This is a genomic window from Rhizobacter sp. LjRoot28 (genome assembly GCF_964253025.1).
Classification (GTDB): domain Bacteria; phylum Pseudomonadota; class Gammaproteobacteria; order Burkholderiales; family Burkholderiaceae_C; genus Rhizobacter.
Genome location: NZ_CAXUQC020000001.1, coordinates 1373331 through 1389316 on the forward strand (window position 1 = coordinate 1373331; position 15986 = coordinate 1389316).

Consider the following 15986-nt stretch of genomic DNA (forward strand, 5'->3'; position numbering starts at 1 on the left):
TGCGGCGAGCCCTCGCGCCGCGACTTGCGCATGCGCATGACGTACACCCGCGCGGGCGATGCCGTGCATGGAAGCACCCGGCACTGCTCGTGTCGCGGAGCGGGCGCGCGATGCCGGCACAGCCCTGACGAGGCGCAGGTTTGCGCTGTGTTCCAGGGGCGGTCCGAGGCGACGGCCGTCCCAGAATCAATCCATGGAACACCCCGGCCTCTCGTTCGCACTGATGTCCGTCGAACCGCTGCGTCCCCTCATGCAGGACGACCGCGTCATCGAGATCTCCATCAACGGTGACGACGTCTGGGTCGAACGGCTCGGGCACCCTCCGCAACTCACGGACCTCCGCCTCAGCGAGAACCAGGTCGTGGGCATGATCGTCAACCTGGCCAACATTTCCCGACGCGAGGTCGACCTCCACGAAGGCAGCAAGCTGGCAATCGTCTCCGCACGGCTGCCCGGCTTTCGCATCGAGGCCCAGCTCGCGCCGGTGGCGGTCGACGGGCCGTACGTCTCCATCCGGCGCCACAACACCCACGTGCTCGGCCTGGCCGACTACGTCGCTGCGGGCCAGGTCTCCGAGCGGCAGGCCGCCTTTCTGCGCAACGCAGTGCAGACCCATCAGACCGTGCTCGTCGCTGGCGGCACGAGCACTGGCAAGACCACCTTTCTCAACGCCCTGATCCGCGAGATCGACCGCGACGAGCGCCTGCTGCTCATCGAGACCATTCCGGAGCTGGTGGTGCCGCATCGCAACGTGGTCCGCCTCGAGGCCGACGACGAACAGGGCTATCCGGTGCACCGGCTGCTGAAGTCCGCGCTGCGCAGCCGACCCGACCGCATCCTGGTCGGTGAGGTGCGCGGGGGCGAGGCCTTCGACTTCATGGATGCCGCCAACACCGGGCACCCGGGGTCCATGGGCACCGTGCACGCCAACTCGGCACGCGAGGGCATCGCCCGTCTCGAGAACCTCGTCCTCGAGGGCCGTCCCGCGATGCCGCTCGTGGCCATCAAGACACGCATCGCACAGACCTTCAATCTCGTCGTGCACATGGAGCGGCGCCGCACTGGCGATCGCTGGGTGCGCCAGCTTGGGGAAGTGCTGCAGGTCAGGGCGTTTGATCCTTCCTCCCAGACGTACCACTTCGAAACCATTCCCAACCAGGAGATCCAATGAACCGCTTTGCCATTCCAAGCCGGCACGTCGCACCCATGGCGCCGACGCGAAGCCTGTCCCGCCATGCGCCACTCGCGATCGGTCTGCTCGTCGCCGCCGTGCTCTGTTTGCCGGTCGATGCCCATGCCGCGTCCGTGTTCAACGGATTCCCGCTCGTCGACGATGTGCTGTGCGGTTTCTTCGCGTACAGCCGCACCAAGCTCGCGCCCATGATCGCCGGCATCGTCCTCATCTTCTCGGTGGTGGGGCACTGGCTGGGCAGCGGCAAGATGTGGAGCACCATGCTGTACGTAGGACTGGGGCTGGGCATCGTCCTGGGGGCCGGGTCGGCGCTGGCTTCCTACACGGGCGTGGCCGCGAGCTGCATCGCTTCATGACGCGCGCACCCTCCACCTTCCACATGAGCCTGAACCGGCCTCGCCTGGTGGCGGGCGTCGGATCCGAAGCCTTCGGCCTGCTCGTCGTCATGGGCGTGCTCGCGCTGAACCTGCGCAGCCTTCCCATCGCGCTGGCCACGCCACCGATGTACTTCTTCCTTCGCTGGGTCTATCGCAAGGATGCCGTGCTCCTGAAGGCATTCCTCAAATACCTCAAGCAGGCCGATCTGTACGACCCCTGGGTTCGGCAACCCGTCATGCAGCTCCGTCCCGAGGGCTTCGGCAGGGGGCTCTTTTGCTGAACCTGCGTCACCTCATTTCGGCCTACAACCAGAAGACGCGCAGCTATGCCGAGCTGCTGCCCTGGTTCAAGGACGTCACGCCCGGACTCGTCCTCAACCTCGACGGCAGCCTGCTGGCCGCGTTCGAGTACTGTGGTTGCGACCTTGAAAGTTCGAACGAGCTGGAGCGATCCGCCTGTCTCGACTCGGTCGACATCGCCTGGCGCGCCTTCGACGACCACAACACCGTCTGGACCTTCATGGACAAGCGCCGCAAGCAGTACGTCGGCGCAAGCGCCATCCCGAACCCGGTGGCGCGCTACATCGACGACACCTGGCGAAGCCGCATCGACAGCGGCCAGCTGGGCGTCGTCCGCCACGTGGTGTGCATCGCCTATCAGCCCTTCGGCGGATCGGCCGGCTTCTTCGACGAAGTGAGCGACCGGGTGGTCTCCCGTCGGCAGTCGTTCCCGCAGGCGCTGGCGGGCATTGCCCGCCAGCGGCTTTCGCGCAAGACCCAGATCGAACGCATGGAGGGACGTCTCACGGCCGCCATCGAGGCGTTCGAGGCGCAGCTCACGCAGTTTCACAGCACGTTGTCCGCACGCCTTGAACTCAAGCGGCTGGTTCGTCACGAACTGCGTGCCGAGCTGGCGAACCGGGCGAACATCGCTTCACCCCGTGCCGAGGTCCATGTGCCTCCGGACGGGCTCTACTTTCTCAACACGCTGCTGCCGACCGACACCCTGTACCGGGAAGCGGGGGGCGTCATTCGCTTCGAATCCCCTGCCGGCAACCGCTTCGTCACGATGCACAGCGTCAAGGCGTATCCGGGGGAGGCCGACAACCGGCCGATCGAGCAGCTGCTGGGCGTGGCCAGCGATTTCACGCTGGCGAGCATGTTCCGCTTCGTCGACACCGAACGCGCCAAGAAGCTCATCCAGGACCAGGAGCAGCACTACCGGTCGAACGTCAAGGGTCCCCTCGTCCAGGCGGTCGAGAAGCTGACCGGCATCACGTCGGAGCGGGTGAACCATGGCATGGCCGCGCTGGCCGACGACGCCCAGACCGCGCTCATCGAACTCACCAAGGAGGCAGTCGGCTACGGCTACCACGCCATGGCGGTGCAGGTCATCGCCGGCAGCCGGGAGGACAACGCGGCCAGCTGCCAGCACATCCATGCCATCCTGAACAACGCCGGCTACGGCCTCGTCAAGGAGAACGTGAACGCGCTCTCGGCCTTTGCCCTGACCTTGCCGGGCGCGGCCGACGCCGTGCTTCGGACGACGCTCGTGAGCACGCGCAACATGTCCGACCTGACCATCGTGCGCACGCTCAACAGCGGGCTGCCCGACAACCCGCACCTCACCGAGCAGCGTGGCGTGCCGAGCGAGGCGCTCGTCCTGCTGCCTACCCGCACCGACGTGCCGGAGCGCTTTTCGCTGCATGTGGGGGACGTCGGGCATTTCATGGTGATCGGTCCGGCCGGTGCAGGCAAGACGACCCTGATGAACTTCCTCATCAGCCATTGGCAGCGCTACGAGCCCTGCCGGGTCATCGTCGTGGACAAGGGCTTCTCGAACTACATCACGCTCAAGGCGCTCGGCGGCGAGTACATCAGCCTGCAGGACGGCCAGGTGGAGGCGGCCATGAATCCCGCGCGCTGGATGGCCGATGCGGCGACCGTCCCGAAGTTCCGCCGGTGGGTCGAACTCGCACTGCGCGCCTTCGACGACCGCCCCTTGACGCCCGAGAACGTGCAGGTGCTCGACAAGGCGATCCAGCTGGCGGCCGGGCAGGGTGGGGCGCACACCTTGTCCAAGCTCTACATGCTGATCGCCGGCCAGGACAAGGCCCTTGCTTCGCGACTGCACGCCTGGACGCGCGCGTCCGAGCGCTACGGCAGCTTCTTCGACAACCCCGAGGACAGCTTCGCGCTCTCGGACATCACCGGCATCGAGGTCGGCGGGCTGCTGGCGGACACCAGCCTCGCCCCCGCCATGCTCGCCTACCTGTTCGAGGTGGTGGAGGAGAAGGTCGACGATGCCACGCGCCCGACGCTCATCTACCTGGAGGAGGCGTGGTACCTGCTCCAGAACGAAGCGTTCCGCCACATGTTCGAGGACTGGATCAAGACCATGCGCAAGCGCAATGCCTGCGTCGGCATTGCCACGCAGTCGCTCAAGGACGTCCGTGACAGTCCCATCAGCGCGACGCTCAACGACAACATCAAGACGCGCATCTTCCTGCCGAACCTGCAGGCGTTCGATAGCCGGGACGTCTACCGCGACATGCTCGGCCTGCAGGACCACGAGATCGAGGTCATTCGCAATGCCAGGCAGAAGCGCGACTACTACGTCGTGCAGGACACGCGTCGGCGGCTCGTCGACGTGCAGCTCCCGCCCGAAATCCTCTCCCTGACCCGCTCCGACGCCCGGGCCAAGGCGATTTTCCACCGCGAACTGGCGCGGGGGGACGACAACTGGTTGGCGCGGTACATGCAAGAGGTGATTCATGGTTGATGCAAGAAGGGCGGCATTGGCCGCAGCGGTTTGGGTGTGCATGGCCCACGCGCCGGCGGCGCACGCCATGCCGGTGATCGACGTGGCCAACCTGATCCAGAACCTCACGGCCGCGCGGCATGCAGCGCAGGAAGTCGCTTCGGCCTACCAGCAGATCAAGCTGCAGCAGCAGCAACTTCAGTCGATGCGCGAGCAGCTGCGTTCCATGAACCCGTCGCAGGTCGCAGGCATCCTCGGCGACGTCACCGGGATCGAGGACCTCCACAAGCTCGAGAAGACACTGGCCGCCAACCGGGACTTGATCGGCTCCATCGACAAGGTCAAGAAGGGCATCGAGGCTCGGCTCGACACGGCCAAGCTGATGAAGATGACCTGGAAGGAATACGTGGCCTGGGAAATGAACCGGGTTGCGCGCAAGGAAGAGTCGGCGGTGGCCCGCATCAATGCCGAGGTGCACGCCATGAAGCGCATCGATGAGGACTACGCCTTTGCCCGCGAGCAAGGGGCGCGCATCGCGGGCACGGCCGGCACGCACGAGGCCATGCAGCTCATGAACGTCCAGATGAACCGCCTCATCCAGCAAAGTGCCGAGGTGGTGCGGCAGCTCTCTACGGCGTTCGGCCGCGCGGCAGCCGAGAAGGAGCTTCAGGAGGCGGAAGACAAGGCCCGAGTGAAGGCTCAGGAGGACGCCTTCCGCACGGTGGTCTCGGCGGCGCGCGAGGCCGACCGAGCCGCGGTCGAGGCATGGAACACCGCAAGGAAGCCATGAGCCGTCGTCATGCTGGAGCAACGCTGCCACTGGCCCTCCTCCTGCTCGCGGGGCTGCAGGCGTCAGCGCATGCGGCCACGGGCCCTACAGAGTCCGTTCTGCAGCTGCGCGAGCTGTTCGAGCAGGTGAGCGGAGCGATCGACGCCTTCGCCGCAGGCAACGACGGTCTGGTTGCCGTGGGCCGGCGCACGGCGGTCACCTTGTTCGGTGTGCTGCTGGTGTGGGGACTGCTGAAGTCCTGGATCCTGGGCAAGGGCTTCGCTCAGCTGCTGCCCGAGTTCATCCAGCCGGTGGTGATCTTCGGTCTCACCCTGTGGTCGGTCGATCACCTCGGGCCGATCGTGAAGGCGTCGGTCGAGTCGCTGGCGGGCATCTTCGCCGAGACGCTGCTCCTGCCCGGCGGGGCGCCAACGGAGATGGACATCATCGACCGGCTGGCCGCCGCCAGTTTCGACGTGGTGAGCGCGGTGCCCAAGGTGACCGGCAGCGACTGGATCAACACCTTGAGCGCGATCGCGCACCAGACCATCGGCTTCCTGTTTCGCCTGGCAGCGGCCCTGCTGCTGCTCGTGGCCGGTGCCATTGCCGCAGGGGTCATGATGATGGCGAAGGTCCAGACAGCGCTGGCCATTCTCTTTGCCCCGGTCATGATTCCGTGGGCCATGTGGCAGCCCAGCACCTTCCTCTTCAACGCCTGGCTCACCTTCCTCATCGGCGGGGCCATGCAGGGCGTCATGGCGTCGGCCGTCGCTTCGCTCAGTGTTCAGGTCATCGATAAGGTCGTCCTGGTGGCCAAGTCCCTGGGCGCCACGGATGCCATGTCGTTCGTCACCTGCTGCGTGCTCTTGCTGATGGCCGCCTTGGTCGGTTTCCTGTTCACCCGGGTACCCAGCCTCGCCAGCGGTTTGGTGGGCAGTGCGGCCATCGGTCTCGATCGCTGGAACGCTACGGCGGCGGCCACTGGCCAGGGCGTGGCGGCCGTCGGAAGCGGCGCCGTTGCCACCGCTCGCGCCGGGTATGAGTTCGGCAAGGGTACGTTCCAGGGCTTCACGCGCCCAGGGAACGGGCCGGCGGCGGCCAGTGGCCCAGCCAATGCTGCGCGAAGCCCGGCACCGGCCACGGGAGTGGCCGGGCTCCTCGGCAAGACCGTCGGGAAGGGCCTGAACGCCGGCGTCAGTGCAGTGAGCCGCGGTGCTGGCAAGCGCGACGGCGACAAAGGGCGTGGGGGAGGCGCTTCAAGCCAGGCCGCATTCCCGGCGTCTCCGACAAGCCATGCGGCCAAGCCGGTGCACAAGCCGTTCCGTCCGCCGCCGGGCACGCGGCCCGTGAATCGGCCGGTGGCCGGAGCATGAGCAGGCACGTGAGCTGGCCGGCCCTTCGGGTCGTGCAGTTGTACCTCGGTACTCGGCGGCTGCTCGCGTTGCACGCTGGAGGGCGGCTCGATGCTGAGCGACTGGGGCAGGGCCTGCAGCGCGTCGAACTCGAGCTTGCGGCCTTGCGACGCACCCATCCGGTCGCGGACGTCGTGGCGGAACTGCTCGCCCGCCCCGCCCCGCTGTCGGGGCCCGTTCTGCTGCTGCTCGGGTTGGCGCTGTTGGCGTCGCTCGGCGGCTGATCCGCGACTTCCACCTCGCGGCGCTGGTCCATCCCGGCGACGCCTTATCGGGCTGGGGTCCCTCTTCTCGAAGATGAACGATCTCCACCCCGGAGAGGGAGGAGCTCGCGCCGTGGCGTGTACCCGCAGTACGGGAGGCCGCGCAAGGGCTGAGCTTCCTCGGACGGCGTCGTTGCCAACCCTTTGCCGGGCAACCGGGTCGCCCCTTGCTTGCCAACCGTGCCCGGGGCGCAAACCTTGCCGACGTGGCCGTTCGCCTCCAAGGGCGAACCGGGAAAGTCGACAGCAGAAAATTCCTGATTGCTGCAGCTCAACCGGCGAACCAAAGGGCAAAGTTGCCTGGTGCCCTGGCTACCTCACTGCCCGAACACCTGCGGCCAACCGTCGCTGACGGTCGGCGTCCATGTTCACTCCTCAGCCCGGTGAGCCAAGCGGCAGGGGCGTTGGCTGAGTGGTCCGACTCTTGCTCGCCCGGCCGCGCCGTCATCCGCGAGTCCAGTCGGAGCGGCGCATCTGGAGGATGCATGAGAACGACAAAAGCAAAGACGGGGAGGGTCCGCCTGGCGGTGGGCAGTTGCCTCTGGCTGTTCGCCTTCCTTGGCGTCACGGCGGCCGTCAATCGACCGACCGAAGCAACCGTCAGTGCGCATCACGCGGACGAGATGCGCAGTGCGGACGGCGCCCGGGTGGTGCTTTCCTGCGTGGCCTGCCACGACCTTCGAAACGCCGACAAGATCGGTCCACGGCTTGGGGGCGTCATCGGCCGACCTGCCGGGTCCGTGCCGGGGTTCGAATACTCCGCTGCCATGCGCGCGAGCGGTCTTGTCTGGGACGAGAAAACCTTGGTTCGCTTCCTCGTCGCGCCGGAACAGCTGGTCCCCGGCACCAACATGAGCCTGTCCGGCATGGCTGAAGAAGACGCTCGGGCCGTTGTCAACTATCTCAAGGAGCAGCGTTGAAGCCGTCGTCCCCCTCGCGCAAGACCAGTGTGCAGCGACGCCTGATGTGCGCTGCACTCTTTGCCCCCGTCGTTCAGGCCGCGCCGGCCCTTTCGTCCACAACGCCGCCGAACCCCTCCCTTGCCTACCTGACCACCTTGTCCGACGCGTTGGGCCTCGAGCTGACACCGCAGGTGCGCCGCAAGCTGGCAGTGGCCCTGCCGGCCGTCCGCCAGCGGGAGATCATGCAGTCGGTCCACGAACGGCTTCATGCCGTCGTGGGCGATGCGTGGCAAACCGCGCGCGAAACCGTTCCGGCCTGCGTCGAGGATGACCTCGCCGCGAATCGGTTGGAGGTGATCGGCGGCCTCGGCTTCTCGCACACCGAACTCGCCCTCATGCTGGCCACCGGAGGTGACGCCGCATGACGCAGTTCATCGACGCCCGAAGCGGCTCTGTGACCGGGCCCATCGAAGCCGACCTCTGCATCGTCGGTGCCGGTGCTGCCGGCATCACGCTCGCGGCCAACCTGGCCGACAGCGGATTGAAGATCGTCATGCTCGAGAGCGGCTCTCGCGAGATCGAAGGTGCGACGCAAGACCTCTACAAGGCAGAGCAGACCGGCATCCCCTACTACGACATGACGTCGTGCCGGCTCAGGTTCTTCGGCGGCACGACCAATCACTGGGGCGGCTACTGCCGGGAGAACGACCCCATCGACTATGCGGGTCGCCCGGACCTCGGCGTGCCGTCGTGGCCCATCGGCTACGACCAGATCGCGCCCTACGTCACCCTGGCTGCCAAGCAGCTCGGCCTGACGCGCGAAGGCTTCGATCCGCAGTTGCAGGCGACTCGTCATGGCTTCAGCGCCCAGGACCTTCTCGAGTCTCAGTCGGAAGACTTCGTGAGCAAAGTGTTCCAGATCAGCGTTCGCCGCCGGTTCCAGGAGCTGTATGCGGACACGTTGGCAAAGCAGACGAATGTCGATGTGTACCTGAATGCCAACGTCACGCAGCTGATCGTGAATCCGCAAGGCAATCGCATCGATGGCCTGTCCGTGCGCGCGCTGGGCCGTCCGCCTTTCCGTGTCAATGCAAAGCGTTATGTGCTCGCCGCACACGCCGTCGAGAACGCTCGCCTGATGTTGGCGGCCGACGAGGTGGTGCCCGGCGGCCTGGGCAACAAGTCCGGACAACTCGGCCGGAATTTCATGGAGCATCCGTACGTCGAGTCGGGGCTGCTCTTTCCGAGCCCGGCATTCCCTCGCTTCTACGATGCCGACACCCTCGGCCGGTTGCACCTCAACGCCAACCTCAGCTTCAGCGAGAAGGCCATGCGCCGCGAGGGCATGCTGCAGTACTACTGCCGCTTCCGCCCGCTCTACGGTTACGAGGAGTCGGCCAAGGCACTGTCCGCGCTGAAAGGAGGCTTCTGGGCGCCGGCCGACCTGCACACGCTGGACGCAGTGAGCACCGTGCTGCGCCAGCCCACGGAAAGCGCCCGCCTCGTCGCCTCTCGTGCGGGGTTGCTGCGCCCGAAGCCGATCGCGTTCCTGCTGGACCATCGCATCGAGCAAAGCCCCAATCCCGATTCGCGGATCACGTTGAGCAACGAGCGCGACGAACTTGGCGTGCGCAAGGTGATCCTCAACTGGTCGTTGTCGGACCTGGATTGCCGCACCTTCGCGAAGGGGCAGGAGGTCACCATCCGCGAACTCACCCGTCTGCAGGCCGGGCGCTTCGAGGCCCCGCCGCTCACGCCCGAGTTCGTTCGCGCCCATGCCAAGGGGCACTACCACCACATCGGGACCGCCCGGATGGCCGCTTCCGAGCGTGACGGTGTCGTGGACGTGAACACCAAGGTGTTCGGCATGGCCAACCTGTACGTGGCCGGCAGCGCGATCTTCCCGACTTCGGGTTACTCTGGACCCACGATGATGGTGATCGCCTTCGCCATCCGCTTGGCGGAGCACCTCAAGCAAAACCCATCGCGGGAGGCCGCATGAACAAGTGGATCGTCTGGCTCCTGTTGCCGCCCATCGCATTCATCCTGCCCTGGAGCGTGGCGCTGCTCGGGCGGCGGTGGCTGGCTGCGGGCCTGATGCTCGGGCTCTGGGTGGCCGGCATCGCGCTGACCGTCTTCGTGTGGTCCGGCGTCGGCATCGCCTTGCTTGTCGCGCTCGGACTGTGGTCAGCCTTCACCGGTGTGATTGAACGGCCTTCGGTCGAGCCGGTGGCCTGATGGGCGGGCGGGTGCAGAGGCCCGCGGCGAAGCCTGCGCTCATGCGACGCCGTCGTCATGCCTGACCGACCCTGGTCCGTCCCACTCGGCACTCGCCAGGGTCTGGCGCTCACACGTTCAGGTCGAATCCCAGATCCAGTTCCGACGCCGGCCGGCCGCCGATTCCCCAGTTGTCCAGCGACGGCTCCTGAATGACGACAAGAATGTCGGTCGGTGCGATGCCAAGGGCTCCGAGGCGTTGGATGATGCCCTCGTAAAGCCGGCGCTTGGCGTCCACGGAGCGACCCGGAAACAGCTGGTACTCCACCAGCGTGAAGTTCGCGCTCTTGCCGGGGGGAACCGCGAAGTGCTCGGGGGCGTGCGCGACGTAGCGGATCAAGCGGTCGCCGGTCGGCAGGCGCAAGGCTTCGAGCTGAGCCTGGTACACCGCTTCGATGATGGCTTGCACCTCCTCGGGCGAACGCGCACGACGCACTTCGATTCTTGCCAGGGGCATGGTGCTTCCTTTGCCAGGATCGGGTCGACCGCCTTGACGCTTGGGCGCGCGCCAGGCAACCGGGTGCAGGTCAGGCCGATGCGGGTGCGGCCAGACCCTGCCGCCGGCCGATCCAGTGCTTGCCGAGCCGGGTCATCGGCTGTTCGATCCATTGGTACGACAGCCAGGCGAGCGGAATGGTGGCCGCGAAGCCGCCCACGACAATGAAGGCGAATCGGTAGGGCGTGCCGGCCGGCACCAGGTGGCTCAACTGCTCGAGCGCGAGGAAGTGCAGCAGGTAGGCCGAATAGCTGATCCGCCCCATGAACAGGCTGGCGCTGTTGCCGATCGCCCGCAGCGGCAGCGCCGCCAATGCCAGGCCGATGACAGCGAAGCTGGCGGCGTACAGATGCTGCCCCGTGGGCCCCGGCAGCGGCCATTTCCACGCCAGCAGGAAGAGCGCAATGCCGAGCATCCACGCGCCCGCGTTCGCCTTGGTCGAGCGCAGCCGCTCAGCCAAGCCGTCGCGCACTGCGAAGTACAGCCAGATGCCCATCGCAAAGCAGGCCAGCTGGTTGAACGGCAGGCGGTGGTGGTAGAGGTGCATGGACTTCTCGCTGACCTCGGGGTGCGACCAACCTGACACGAGCAGGAAGCCCACGACGCCGAGCAGCATGGAGGCGGCCGCGAACACCGCGGCGGCTCGACGGGTTTCGATGAGCTTCACCCACAGCGGAACCGTCAGGTAGAACATCACCTCCACGCTGATGGACCAGCCGCCCGGTACGACGCTGCTCTGGGTGAGTGGGTGCCAGATGTTCAGGAGCAGCAGGTGCCACGGGTAATGCCATGGCTCGGGTCCTGCCACCCAGCCACGCGAGCCCAGGCCGAAAACAAGCGTATAGAGGACGATGCCCGCCCAATACACCGGGACGATGCGGATCAAGCGCCGGATGAAGAAATTGCGCGTAGGGGTGGCGTCCCGACCCAAGGAATTCCGGTAGGTCAGGAAGATGGTGTAGGCGCTGATGACAAAGAACAGCTGAACGCCATAGGCGCCGAACTCGGTCACTCGCCTCAAGGGGCCGGTGAGTTCGCTGATGCTTCCTGCGTGGTTGGCGATCACCATGGTGATCGCCCAGCCGCGCAGGGCGTCCAGGAACTCGATTCGTTGGGGCTGGCTCATGAGCAAAAAATTCCTGACGGATGACGCTGATTCCAGCTGCGGCGCATCGGAAGCAAGCTTCGCGCCGAATAAACCATACTCCCGTCCCTGGACGACGTCTCGTGGTAACGAAGCGCTACGGCGTTGAAGCGGGGCAGAGCTGCTCGAGCGCGTCCTGGACCACGGCTCGACCGTCCGCCCGCATCAGCGCTTCGAGGTGACCCGCTCCGGGGAGAGGCGCCCAGTGTCGCCGGGAAGCCGGTGCGGCGTCGAAGATTCGCTTGCCATGAGCGATCGGGATGACCTCGTCCGCGTCGCCGTGGAGCACCCACAGGGGCACCCCAAGCGACGCGACGGCCACCTCGGGATCTTTCTCCGGTCCGGGCAGGGTTCGCTTGAGCATGGGCGCGAAGACGGCGAGGACCTTAATCTGCTGCGCCACGTCATGCGCCACGTCGCGATAGCTGGCAAAGGCGGCATCGACGATCAGGCCTTGCACCTGGCCCGGGCGGCTGCGTGCCACTGCACGCAGGGCCGATGCACCGCCCAGGCTCTGGCCCAGCACCACCACGCGCCCCGGCGTCGCACCAGGTTGGCGGAGCACCGCATCCAATGCGGCCTCCGTGTCGGCCACGACCCCGTCCAGGCTGGGTTTGCCGCCCGAGAGGCCGAATCCCCGGTAGTCAAACATCATCACGTTCACGCCGTGCGATGGCAGCCACGCCACCAGCGGGAGGTGGTTGCTGACGTTGGCGGCATTGCCATGGACATGCAGGACGGTGCACCGGGCGGAGCCACGGGCCGGGTCTGCGGGAAGCCACCACCCATGCAGGGTCGAGCGGTCCTCGGTCTTGAAGTAGACATCGGTTGCACCGCTCAGCCCGAGGGCCGCCGGAGTCCCGTAGGCCCGGTTGTCGGGGTGGAAGAACAAGCCCTGGACGCACCCGCTCAGCATGGCCGCGCCCAGGAGCGCGGCGAGCCGCAAGAAAAGGCTGCGCCCATCGGGCCGCACCGGTCAGTCCTGCGTATCGTCCGCCGTGACGGGAACGCAGCTGCAGAAGAGATTGCGATCGCCGTACACGTTGTCCACCCGCCCGACCGGGGCCCAGTACTTCTGCTGGCGCAGGCTGCGCACGGGATAGGCCGCCTCCTCGCGCGAGTAGGGGTGCGGCCAATCGGCCTTGAGCAGCGCTTCGGTGGTGTGGGGCGCTGCCTTCAGCGGGTTGTCCTCCCGCGGCCATTGGCCCTCTTCCACGCGAGCGATCTCGCCGCGGATGGCGATCATGGCATCGCAGAACCGGTCCAGCTCCTTCAGCGGTTCGCTCTCGGTCGGTTCGACCATCAGCGTGCCCGCCACCGGGAAGCTCAGCGTGGGGGCATGAAAACCGTAGTCGATGAGGCGCTTGGCGACGTCCTCGGCCGAGATGCCGGAGGTGTCCTTGAGCGGTCGCAGGTCGAGGATGCACTCGTGTGCGACACCGCCGCCCTTGACGCCGTCGATGTTGCCGCTGAAGTGGATGTCGTAGTGATCGGCCAGCCGGGCGGCCACGTAGTTCGCGCTCAGGATGGCGGTTTCGGTGGCCGCCTTGAGGCCGTCGGCGCCCATCATGCGGACGTACATCCAGCTGATGGGCAGCACGGCGGCGTTGCCGAGCGGAGCGGCGGAGACGGCGCCCACGCGCGGCGTGTCGATGCCGAGGCCGGCGGAGCGGTGGGCCGGCAAGAACGGCACCAGGTCCTCGACGACGCAGACGGGTCCCACGCCAGGACCGCCACCGCCGTGGGGGATGCAGAAGGTCTTGTGCAGGTTGAGGTGGCTCACGTCGCCGCCGAACTCGCCCGGAGCGGCCACGCCCACCAGCGCGTTCATGTTGGCGCCGTCGACATACACCCGGCCGCCGTGCTGGTGGACCAGCGCGCACAGTTCCTTGACGCGGGTCTCGAAGACGCCGTAGGTCGAGGGATAGGTGATCATCACGCATGCGAGCTTGGCGCTGTGCTGCTCGCACTTGGCCTTCAGGTCCACCATGTCGACGTTGCCATCGGCATCGCATCGGGTCACGACCACCTGCATGCCGGTCATCTGGGCGCTGGCCGGGTTGGTGCCGTGCGCGGACTCGGGGATCAGGCAGATGTTGCGGTGGCCCTCGCCACGCGACTCATGGAACGCCTTGATGACCAGCAGGCCGGCATATTCGCCTTGCGAGCCGGCGTTGGGCTGCAGGCTGATGCCCGCGTAGCCGGTGGCCTGGCACAGCCAGTCGCGCAGTTGCTGGTCAAGTTCGGCGTAGCCTGCGAGCTGGTCGGCCGGTGCGAACGGATGCAGGTTGGCGAACTCGGGCCAGGTGATGGGAATCATCTCGCTGGTGGCGTTCAGCTTCATCGTGCATGAGCCTAGCGGAATCATGCTGCGGTCGAGCGCCAGGTCCTTGTCGGACAGGCTACGGATGTAGCGCAGCATCTCGGTCTCGGAGTGATGGGTGTTGAACACGGGATGCGTGAGGAACTCGCTCGTGCGCGCGAGTGCTGCCGGCAACAGCGTTTCCGCGCCGTCGGCCACGCTCTCGAACCCCGGCGCCGGCTTGCCCTTGGCGAAGAGGCCCCACAGTGCCGTGATGTCGTCGCGCGAGGTGGTTTCGTCGAGCGAGATGCCGACGGCGTCCACGGCCGCACGGCGCAGGTTGTAGCCCGCGGCGCGGGCGGCAGCCATCAGGGCATGGGTCTCGCCACCGGTGCGCAGCACGACGGTGTCGAAGGCATGCTCGTGCGTCAGCGTGGCGCCCAGGCTGCGCAGGCCGGCGGCCAGGATGCCGGTATAGCGGGCGACGCGACGGGCGATGCGTTGCAGGCCCAGCGGGCCGTGATAGACGGCGTACATGCTGGCCACGACGGCGGGCAGCACCTGCGCCGTGCAGATGTTCGAGGTGGCCTTCTCGCGGCGGATGTGCTGTTCACGCGTCTGCAACGCCAGCCGGTAGGCCGGGTTGCCGTGCGCGTCGACGCTCACGCCGACCAGACGGCCGGGCATGGAGCGCTTGAATTCGTCCCGGGTCGCCATGTAGGCGGCGTGCGGGCCGCCGTTGCCCATGGGCATGCCAAAGCGCTGCGTGTTGCCGACCGCAATGTCAGCACCCATCTCGCCGGGCGCCTTGAGCAGCGTGAGCGCGAGGAGGTCCGCCGCCACGATGGCCAGCCCGCTCGAGGCGTGCACGGCCTCGATGAGCGGCCCGAGGTCGCGCACCCGGCCATCCACGCCGGGATACTGGAACAGGGCGGCGAACGCGCCCGCTGCACCGGCCCCGTCGGCCGGCCCGGTGACGACCGTGATGCCCAGTGGCTGGGCGCGCGTGCGGACCACCTCCAGCGTTTGCGGCAGCACGTCGTCGGCCACGAAGAAGGTCGTGCTCTTGCTCTTGCCGACCCGCATCGCGAGCGTCATGGCCTCGGCTGCGGCGGTCGCTTCGTCCAGCATGGACGAGCCGGCGATGGCCAGGCCGGTCAAGTCGCACACCATGGTCTGGAAGTTCACCAGCGCTTCCATGCGACCCTGCGAGATCTCCGCCTGGTACGGCGTGTAGGCGGTGTACCAGGCCGGGTTCTCGAGCACGTTGCGAAGGATGACCCCCGGCGTGATGGTGCCGTGGTAACCCTGCCCGATGCAGCTGCGCAGCACCTGGTTGCGAGAGGCGATGCGCTTGAGTTCCGCCAGCGCCCGGGCCTCGGTGAGCGGGGGCGGGAGTTCCATCGGCGTCGGCCTGGCGATGGCCCGCGGCACGATCGCGTCGATCAGCGCGCGTCGGGACTGCGGCCCGATGACCGAAAGCATCTGCCGTTCTTCGGCCTCTTCGATGCCGATGTGGCGGGCGACGAATTCCGCAGCGTTCTCGAGCGCGGCGAGTGAGGGGGCAGGGGACTTCAGCATGGCGGGCAGATCCAGGAACGGGCGGAGGGGCGGGTGCAGCGGGGGAAGGCGGGTCAGCTGTTCTTGACGAGTGCGTCGTACGCGGTGGCGTCGAGCAGGCCGGTCAGTTCGCCGGCGTCGGCCACGCGCATCTTGAAGAACCAGCCTGCACCCAGCGGGTCGGTGTTCGCGAGCGACGGGTCGGCACGCAGGGCTTCGTTCACTTCGACGACCTCGCCCGTGACCGGCATGTACAGGTCGGCCGCCGCCTTGACGGATTCGACGACGCCGGCGACTTCGCCCTTGTTGAAGGTGGCGCCCACGGCGGGCAGGTCGACGAACACCACGTCACCCAGGGCATCCTGGGCATGCACGGTGATCCCGACGGTGGCGGGGGTGTCGGTGGTGATCCACTCGTGTTCGGACGTGAAGAGGGTGGTCATCGGTCAGCTCCTGTGTGGCCCATCGCGGCGGAGTGGGCGTTCGTGAAAGGGAAGAACGGAAGGAAAGGGATGGTGAACGCGCTGCGCC

16 protein-coding genes are annotated in these 15986 nt (G+C 67.0%); 11 read left to right on the plus strand and 5 right to left on the minus strand.

What is annotated here, in order from left to right:
• Positions 1 to 193: 193 nt before the first annotated feature.
• From ACSQ2F_RS06520 to ACSQ2F_RS06570, 11 genes are all read left to right on the plus strand, one after another.
• Positions 194 to 1171, plus strand: a complete 978-nt coding sequence (locus ACSQ2F_RS06520) for a CpaF family protein (protein ID WP_436020964.1) — start codon at positions 194 to 196, stop codon at positions 1169 to 1171.
• On the plus strand, positions 1168 to 1548 hold the full coding sequence (locus ACSQ2F_RS06525) for a TrbC/VirB2 family protein (protein ID WP_436020966.1): 381 nt from the start codon (positions 1168 to 1170) through the stop codon (positions 1546 to 1548). Before ACSQ2F_RS06520 ends, ACSQ2F_RS06525 begins: the two co-directional genes overlap by 4 nt.
• Entirely contained in the window at positions 1545 to 1850 is a 306-nt protein-coding gene (locus tag ACSQ2F_RS06530; RefSeq protein ID WP_436020968.1) for a VirB3 family type IV secretion system protein, read from the plus strand. The genes ACSQ2F_RS06525 and ACSQ2F_RS06530 overlap by 4 nt, the downstream gene beginning before the upstream one ends.
• Entirely contained in the window at positions 1844 to 4351 is a 2508-nt protein-coding gene (locus tag ACSQ2F_RS06535; RefSeq protein ID WP_436020970.1) for a VirB4 family type IV secretion system protein, read from the plus strand. The genes ACSQ2F_RS06530 and ACSQ2F_RS06535 overlap by 7 nt, the downstream gene beginning before the upstream one ends.
• Before the next feature lie 16 nt (positions 4352 to 4367).
• A complete protein-coding gene (locus ACSQ2F_RS06540) occupies positions 4368 to 5120 on the plus strand; it encodes a hypothetical protein (protein WP_436020972.1) in 753 nt (250 codons plus the stop codon).
• Positions 5117 to 6472, plus strand: a complete 1356-nt coding sequence (locus tag ACSQ2F_RS06545) for a type IV secretion system protein (RefSeq protein ID WP_436020974.1) — start codon at positions 5117 to 5119, stop codon at positions 6470 to 6472. The genes ACSQ2F_RS06540 and ACSQ2F_RS06545 overlap by 4 nt, the downstream gene beginning before the upstream one ends.
• Positions 6469 to 6735 carry a hypothetical protein gene (locus ACSQ2F_RS06550; RefSeq protein WP_436020976.1) on the plus strand — a complete coding sequence of 89 codons (267 nt, stop codon included), beginning with the start codon at positions 6469 to 6471 and terminating at the stop codon, positions 6733 to 6735. The genes ACSQ2F_RS06545 and ACSQ2F_RS06550 overlap by 4 nt, the downstream gene beginning before the upstream one ends.
• 524 nt (positions 6736 to 7259) lie before the next feature.
• Positions 7260 to 7694, plus strand: a complete 435-nt coding sequence (locus tag ACSQ2F_RS06555) for a c-type cytochrome (protein WP_436020978.1) — start codon at positions 7260 to 7262, stop codon at positions 7692 to 7694.
• Complete coding sequence (locus tag ACSQ2F_RS06560; protein WP_436020980.1) at positions 7691 to 8101, plus strand: hypothetical protein; 411 nt, start codon at positions 7691 to 7693, stop codon at positions 8099 to 8101. Before ACSQ2F_RS06555 ends, ACSQ2F_RS06560 begins: the two co-directional genes overlap by 4 nt.
• A complete protein-coding gene (locus ACSQ2F_RS06565) occupies positions 8098 to 9678 on the plus strand; it encodes a GMC oxidoreductase (RefSeq protein ID WP_436020982.1) in 1581 nt (526 codons plus the stop codon). Before ACSQ2F_RS06560 ends, ACSQ2F_RS06565 begins: the two co-directional genes overlap by 4 nt.
• The gene (locus ACSQ2F_RS06570) at positions 9675 to 9914 is read left to right on the plus strand and encodes a hypothetical protein (RefSeq protein WP_436020984.1); all 240 of its coding nucleotides are present in this window, start codon (positions 9675 to 9677) and stop codon (positions 9912 to 9914) included. The genes ACSQ2F_RS06565 and ACSQ2F_RS06570 overlap by 4 nt, the downstream gene beginning before the upstream one ends.
• A 109-nt stretch (positions 9915 to 10023) precedes the next feature.
• On the opposite strand, the gene ACSQ2F_RS06575 is transcribed toward ACSQ2F_RS06570, so the two are convergent.
• The 5 genes from ACSQ2F_RS06575 to gcvH all read right to left on the minus strand — a co-directional run bounded on the left by ACSQ2F_RS06575 (position 10024) and on the right by gcvH (position 15898).
• Complete coding sequence (locus tag ACSQ2F_RS06575) at positions 10024 to 10410, minus strand: tautomerase family protein (protein ID WP_436020986.1); 387 nt, start codon at positions 10408 to 10410, stop codon at positions 10024 to 10026.
• A gap of 70 nt (positions 10411 to 10480) precedes the next feature.
• Complete coding sequence (locus ACSQ2F_RS06580) at positions 10481 to 11575, minus strand: acyltransferase family protein (protein WP_436020988.1); 1095 nt, start codon at positions 11573 to 11575, stop codon at positions 10481 to 10483.
• A gap of 115 nt (positions 11576 to 11690) precedes the next feature.
• The gene (locus ACSQ2F_RS06585) at positions 11691 to 12509 is read right to left on the minus strand and encodes an alpha/beta hydrolase (RefSeq protein WP_436020990.1); all 819 of its coding nucleotides are present in this window, start codon (positions 12507 to 12509) and stop codon (positions 11691 to 11693) included.
• A gap of 60 nt (positions 12510 to 12569) precedes the next feature.
• Entirely contained in the window at positions 12570 to 15476 is a 2907-nt protein-coding gene (gcvP, locus tag ACSQ2F_RS06590; protein WP_436020992.1) for an aminomethyl-transferring glycine dehydrogenase, read from the minus strand.
• A 53-nt stretch (positions 15477 to 15529) separates the two neighbouring features.
• The gene (gene gcvH / locus ACSQ2F_RS06595) at positions 15530 to 15898 is read right to left on the minus strand and encodes a glycine cleavage system protein GcvH (protein WP_436020994.1); all 369 of its coding nucleotides are present in this window, start codon (positions 15896 to 15898) and stop codon (positions 15530 to 15532) included.
• Between the last annotated feature and the right edge of the window lie 88 nt (positions 15899 to 15986).

Excerpts from the sequence above, each read along its gene's own strand:
- ACSQ2F_RS06580 (WP_436020988.1), bottom strand. The coding sequence starts at position 11,575 with ATGAGCCAGCCCCAACGAATCGAGTTCCTGGACGCCCTGCGCGGCTGG.
- gcvH (WP_436020994.1), bottom strand. The coding sequence starts at position 15,898 with ATGACCACCCTCTTCACGTCCGAACACGAGTGGATCACCACCGACACC.
- ACSQ2F_RS06555 (WP_436020978.1), top strand. The coding sequence starts at position 7,260 with ATGAGAACGACAAAAGCAAAGACGGGGAGGGTCCGCCTGGCGGTGGGC.
- ACSQ2F_RS06545 (WP_436020974.1), top strand. The coding sequence starts at position 5,117 with ATGAGCCGTCGTCATGCTGGAGCAACGCTGCCACTGGCCCTCCTCCTG.
- ACSQ2F_RS06575 (WP_436020986.1), bottom strand. The coding sequence starts at position 10,410 with ATGCCCCTGGCAAGAATCGAAGTGCGTCGTGCGCGTTCGCCCGAGGAG.
- ACSQ2F_RS06585 (WP_436020990.1), bottom strand. The coding sequence starts at position 12,509 with ATGCTGAGCGGGTGCGTCCAGGGCTTGTTCTTCCACCCCGACAACCGG.
- ACSQ2F_RS06565 (WP_436020982.1), top strand. The coding sequence starts at position 8,098 with ATGACGCAGTTCATCGACGCCCGAAGCGGCTCTGTGACCGGGCCCATC.
- ACSQ2F_RS06525 (WP_436020966.1), top strand. The coding sequence starts at position 1,168 with ATGAACCGCTTTGCCATTCCAAGCCGGCACGTCGCACCCATGGCGCCG.
- ACSQ2F_RS06550 (WP_436020976.1), top strand. The coding sequence starts at position 6,469 with ATGAGCAGGCACGTGAGCTGGCCGGCCCTTCGGGTCGTGCAGTTGTAC.
- gcvP (WP_436020992.1), bottom strand. The coding sequence starts at position 15,476 with ATGCTGAAGTCCCCTGCCCCCTCACTCGCCGCGCTCGAGAACGCTGCG.
- ACSQ2F_RS06570 (WP_436020984.1), top strand. The coding sequence starts at position 9,675 with ATGAACAAGTGGATCGTCTGGCTCCTGTTGCCGCCCATCGCATTCATC.
- ACSQ2F_RS06520 (WP_436020964.1), top strand. The coding sequence starts at position 194 with ATGGAACACCCCGGCCTCTCGTTCGCACTGATGTCCGTCGAACCGCTG.
- ACSQ2F_RS06530 (WP_436020968.1), top strand. The coding sequence starts at position 1,545 with ATGACGCGCGCACCCTCCACCTTCCACATGAGCCTGAACCGGCCTCGC.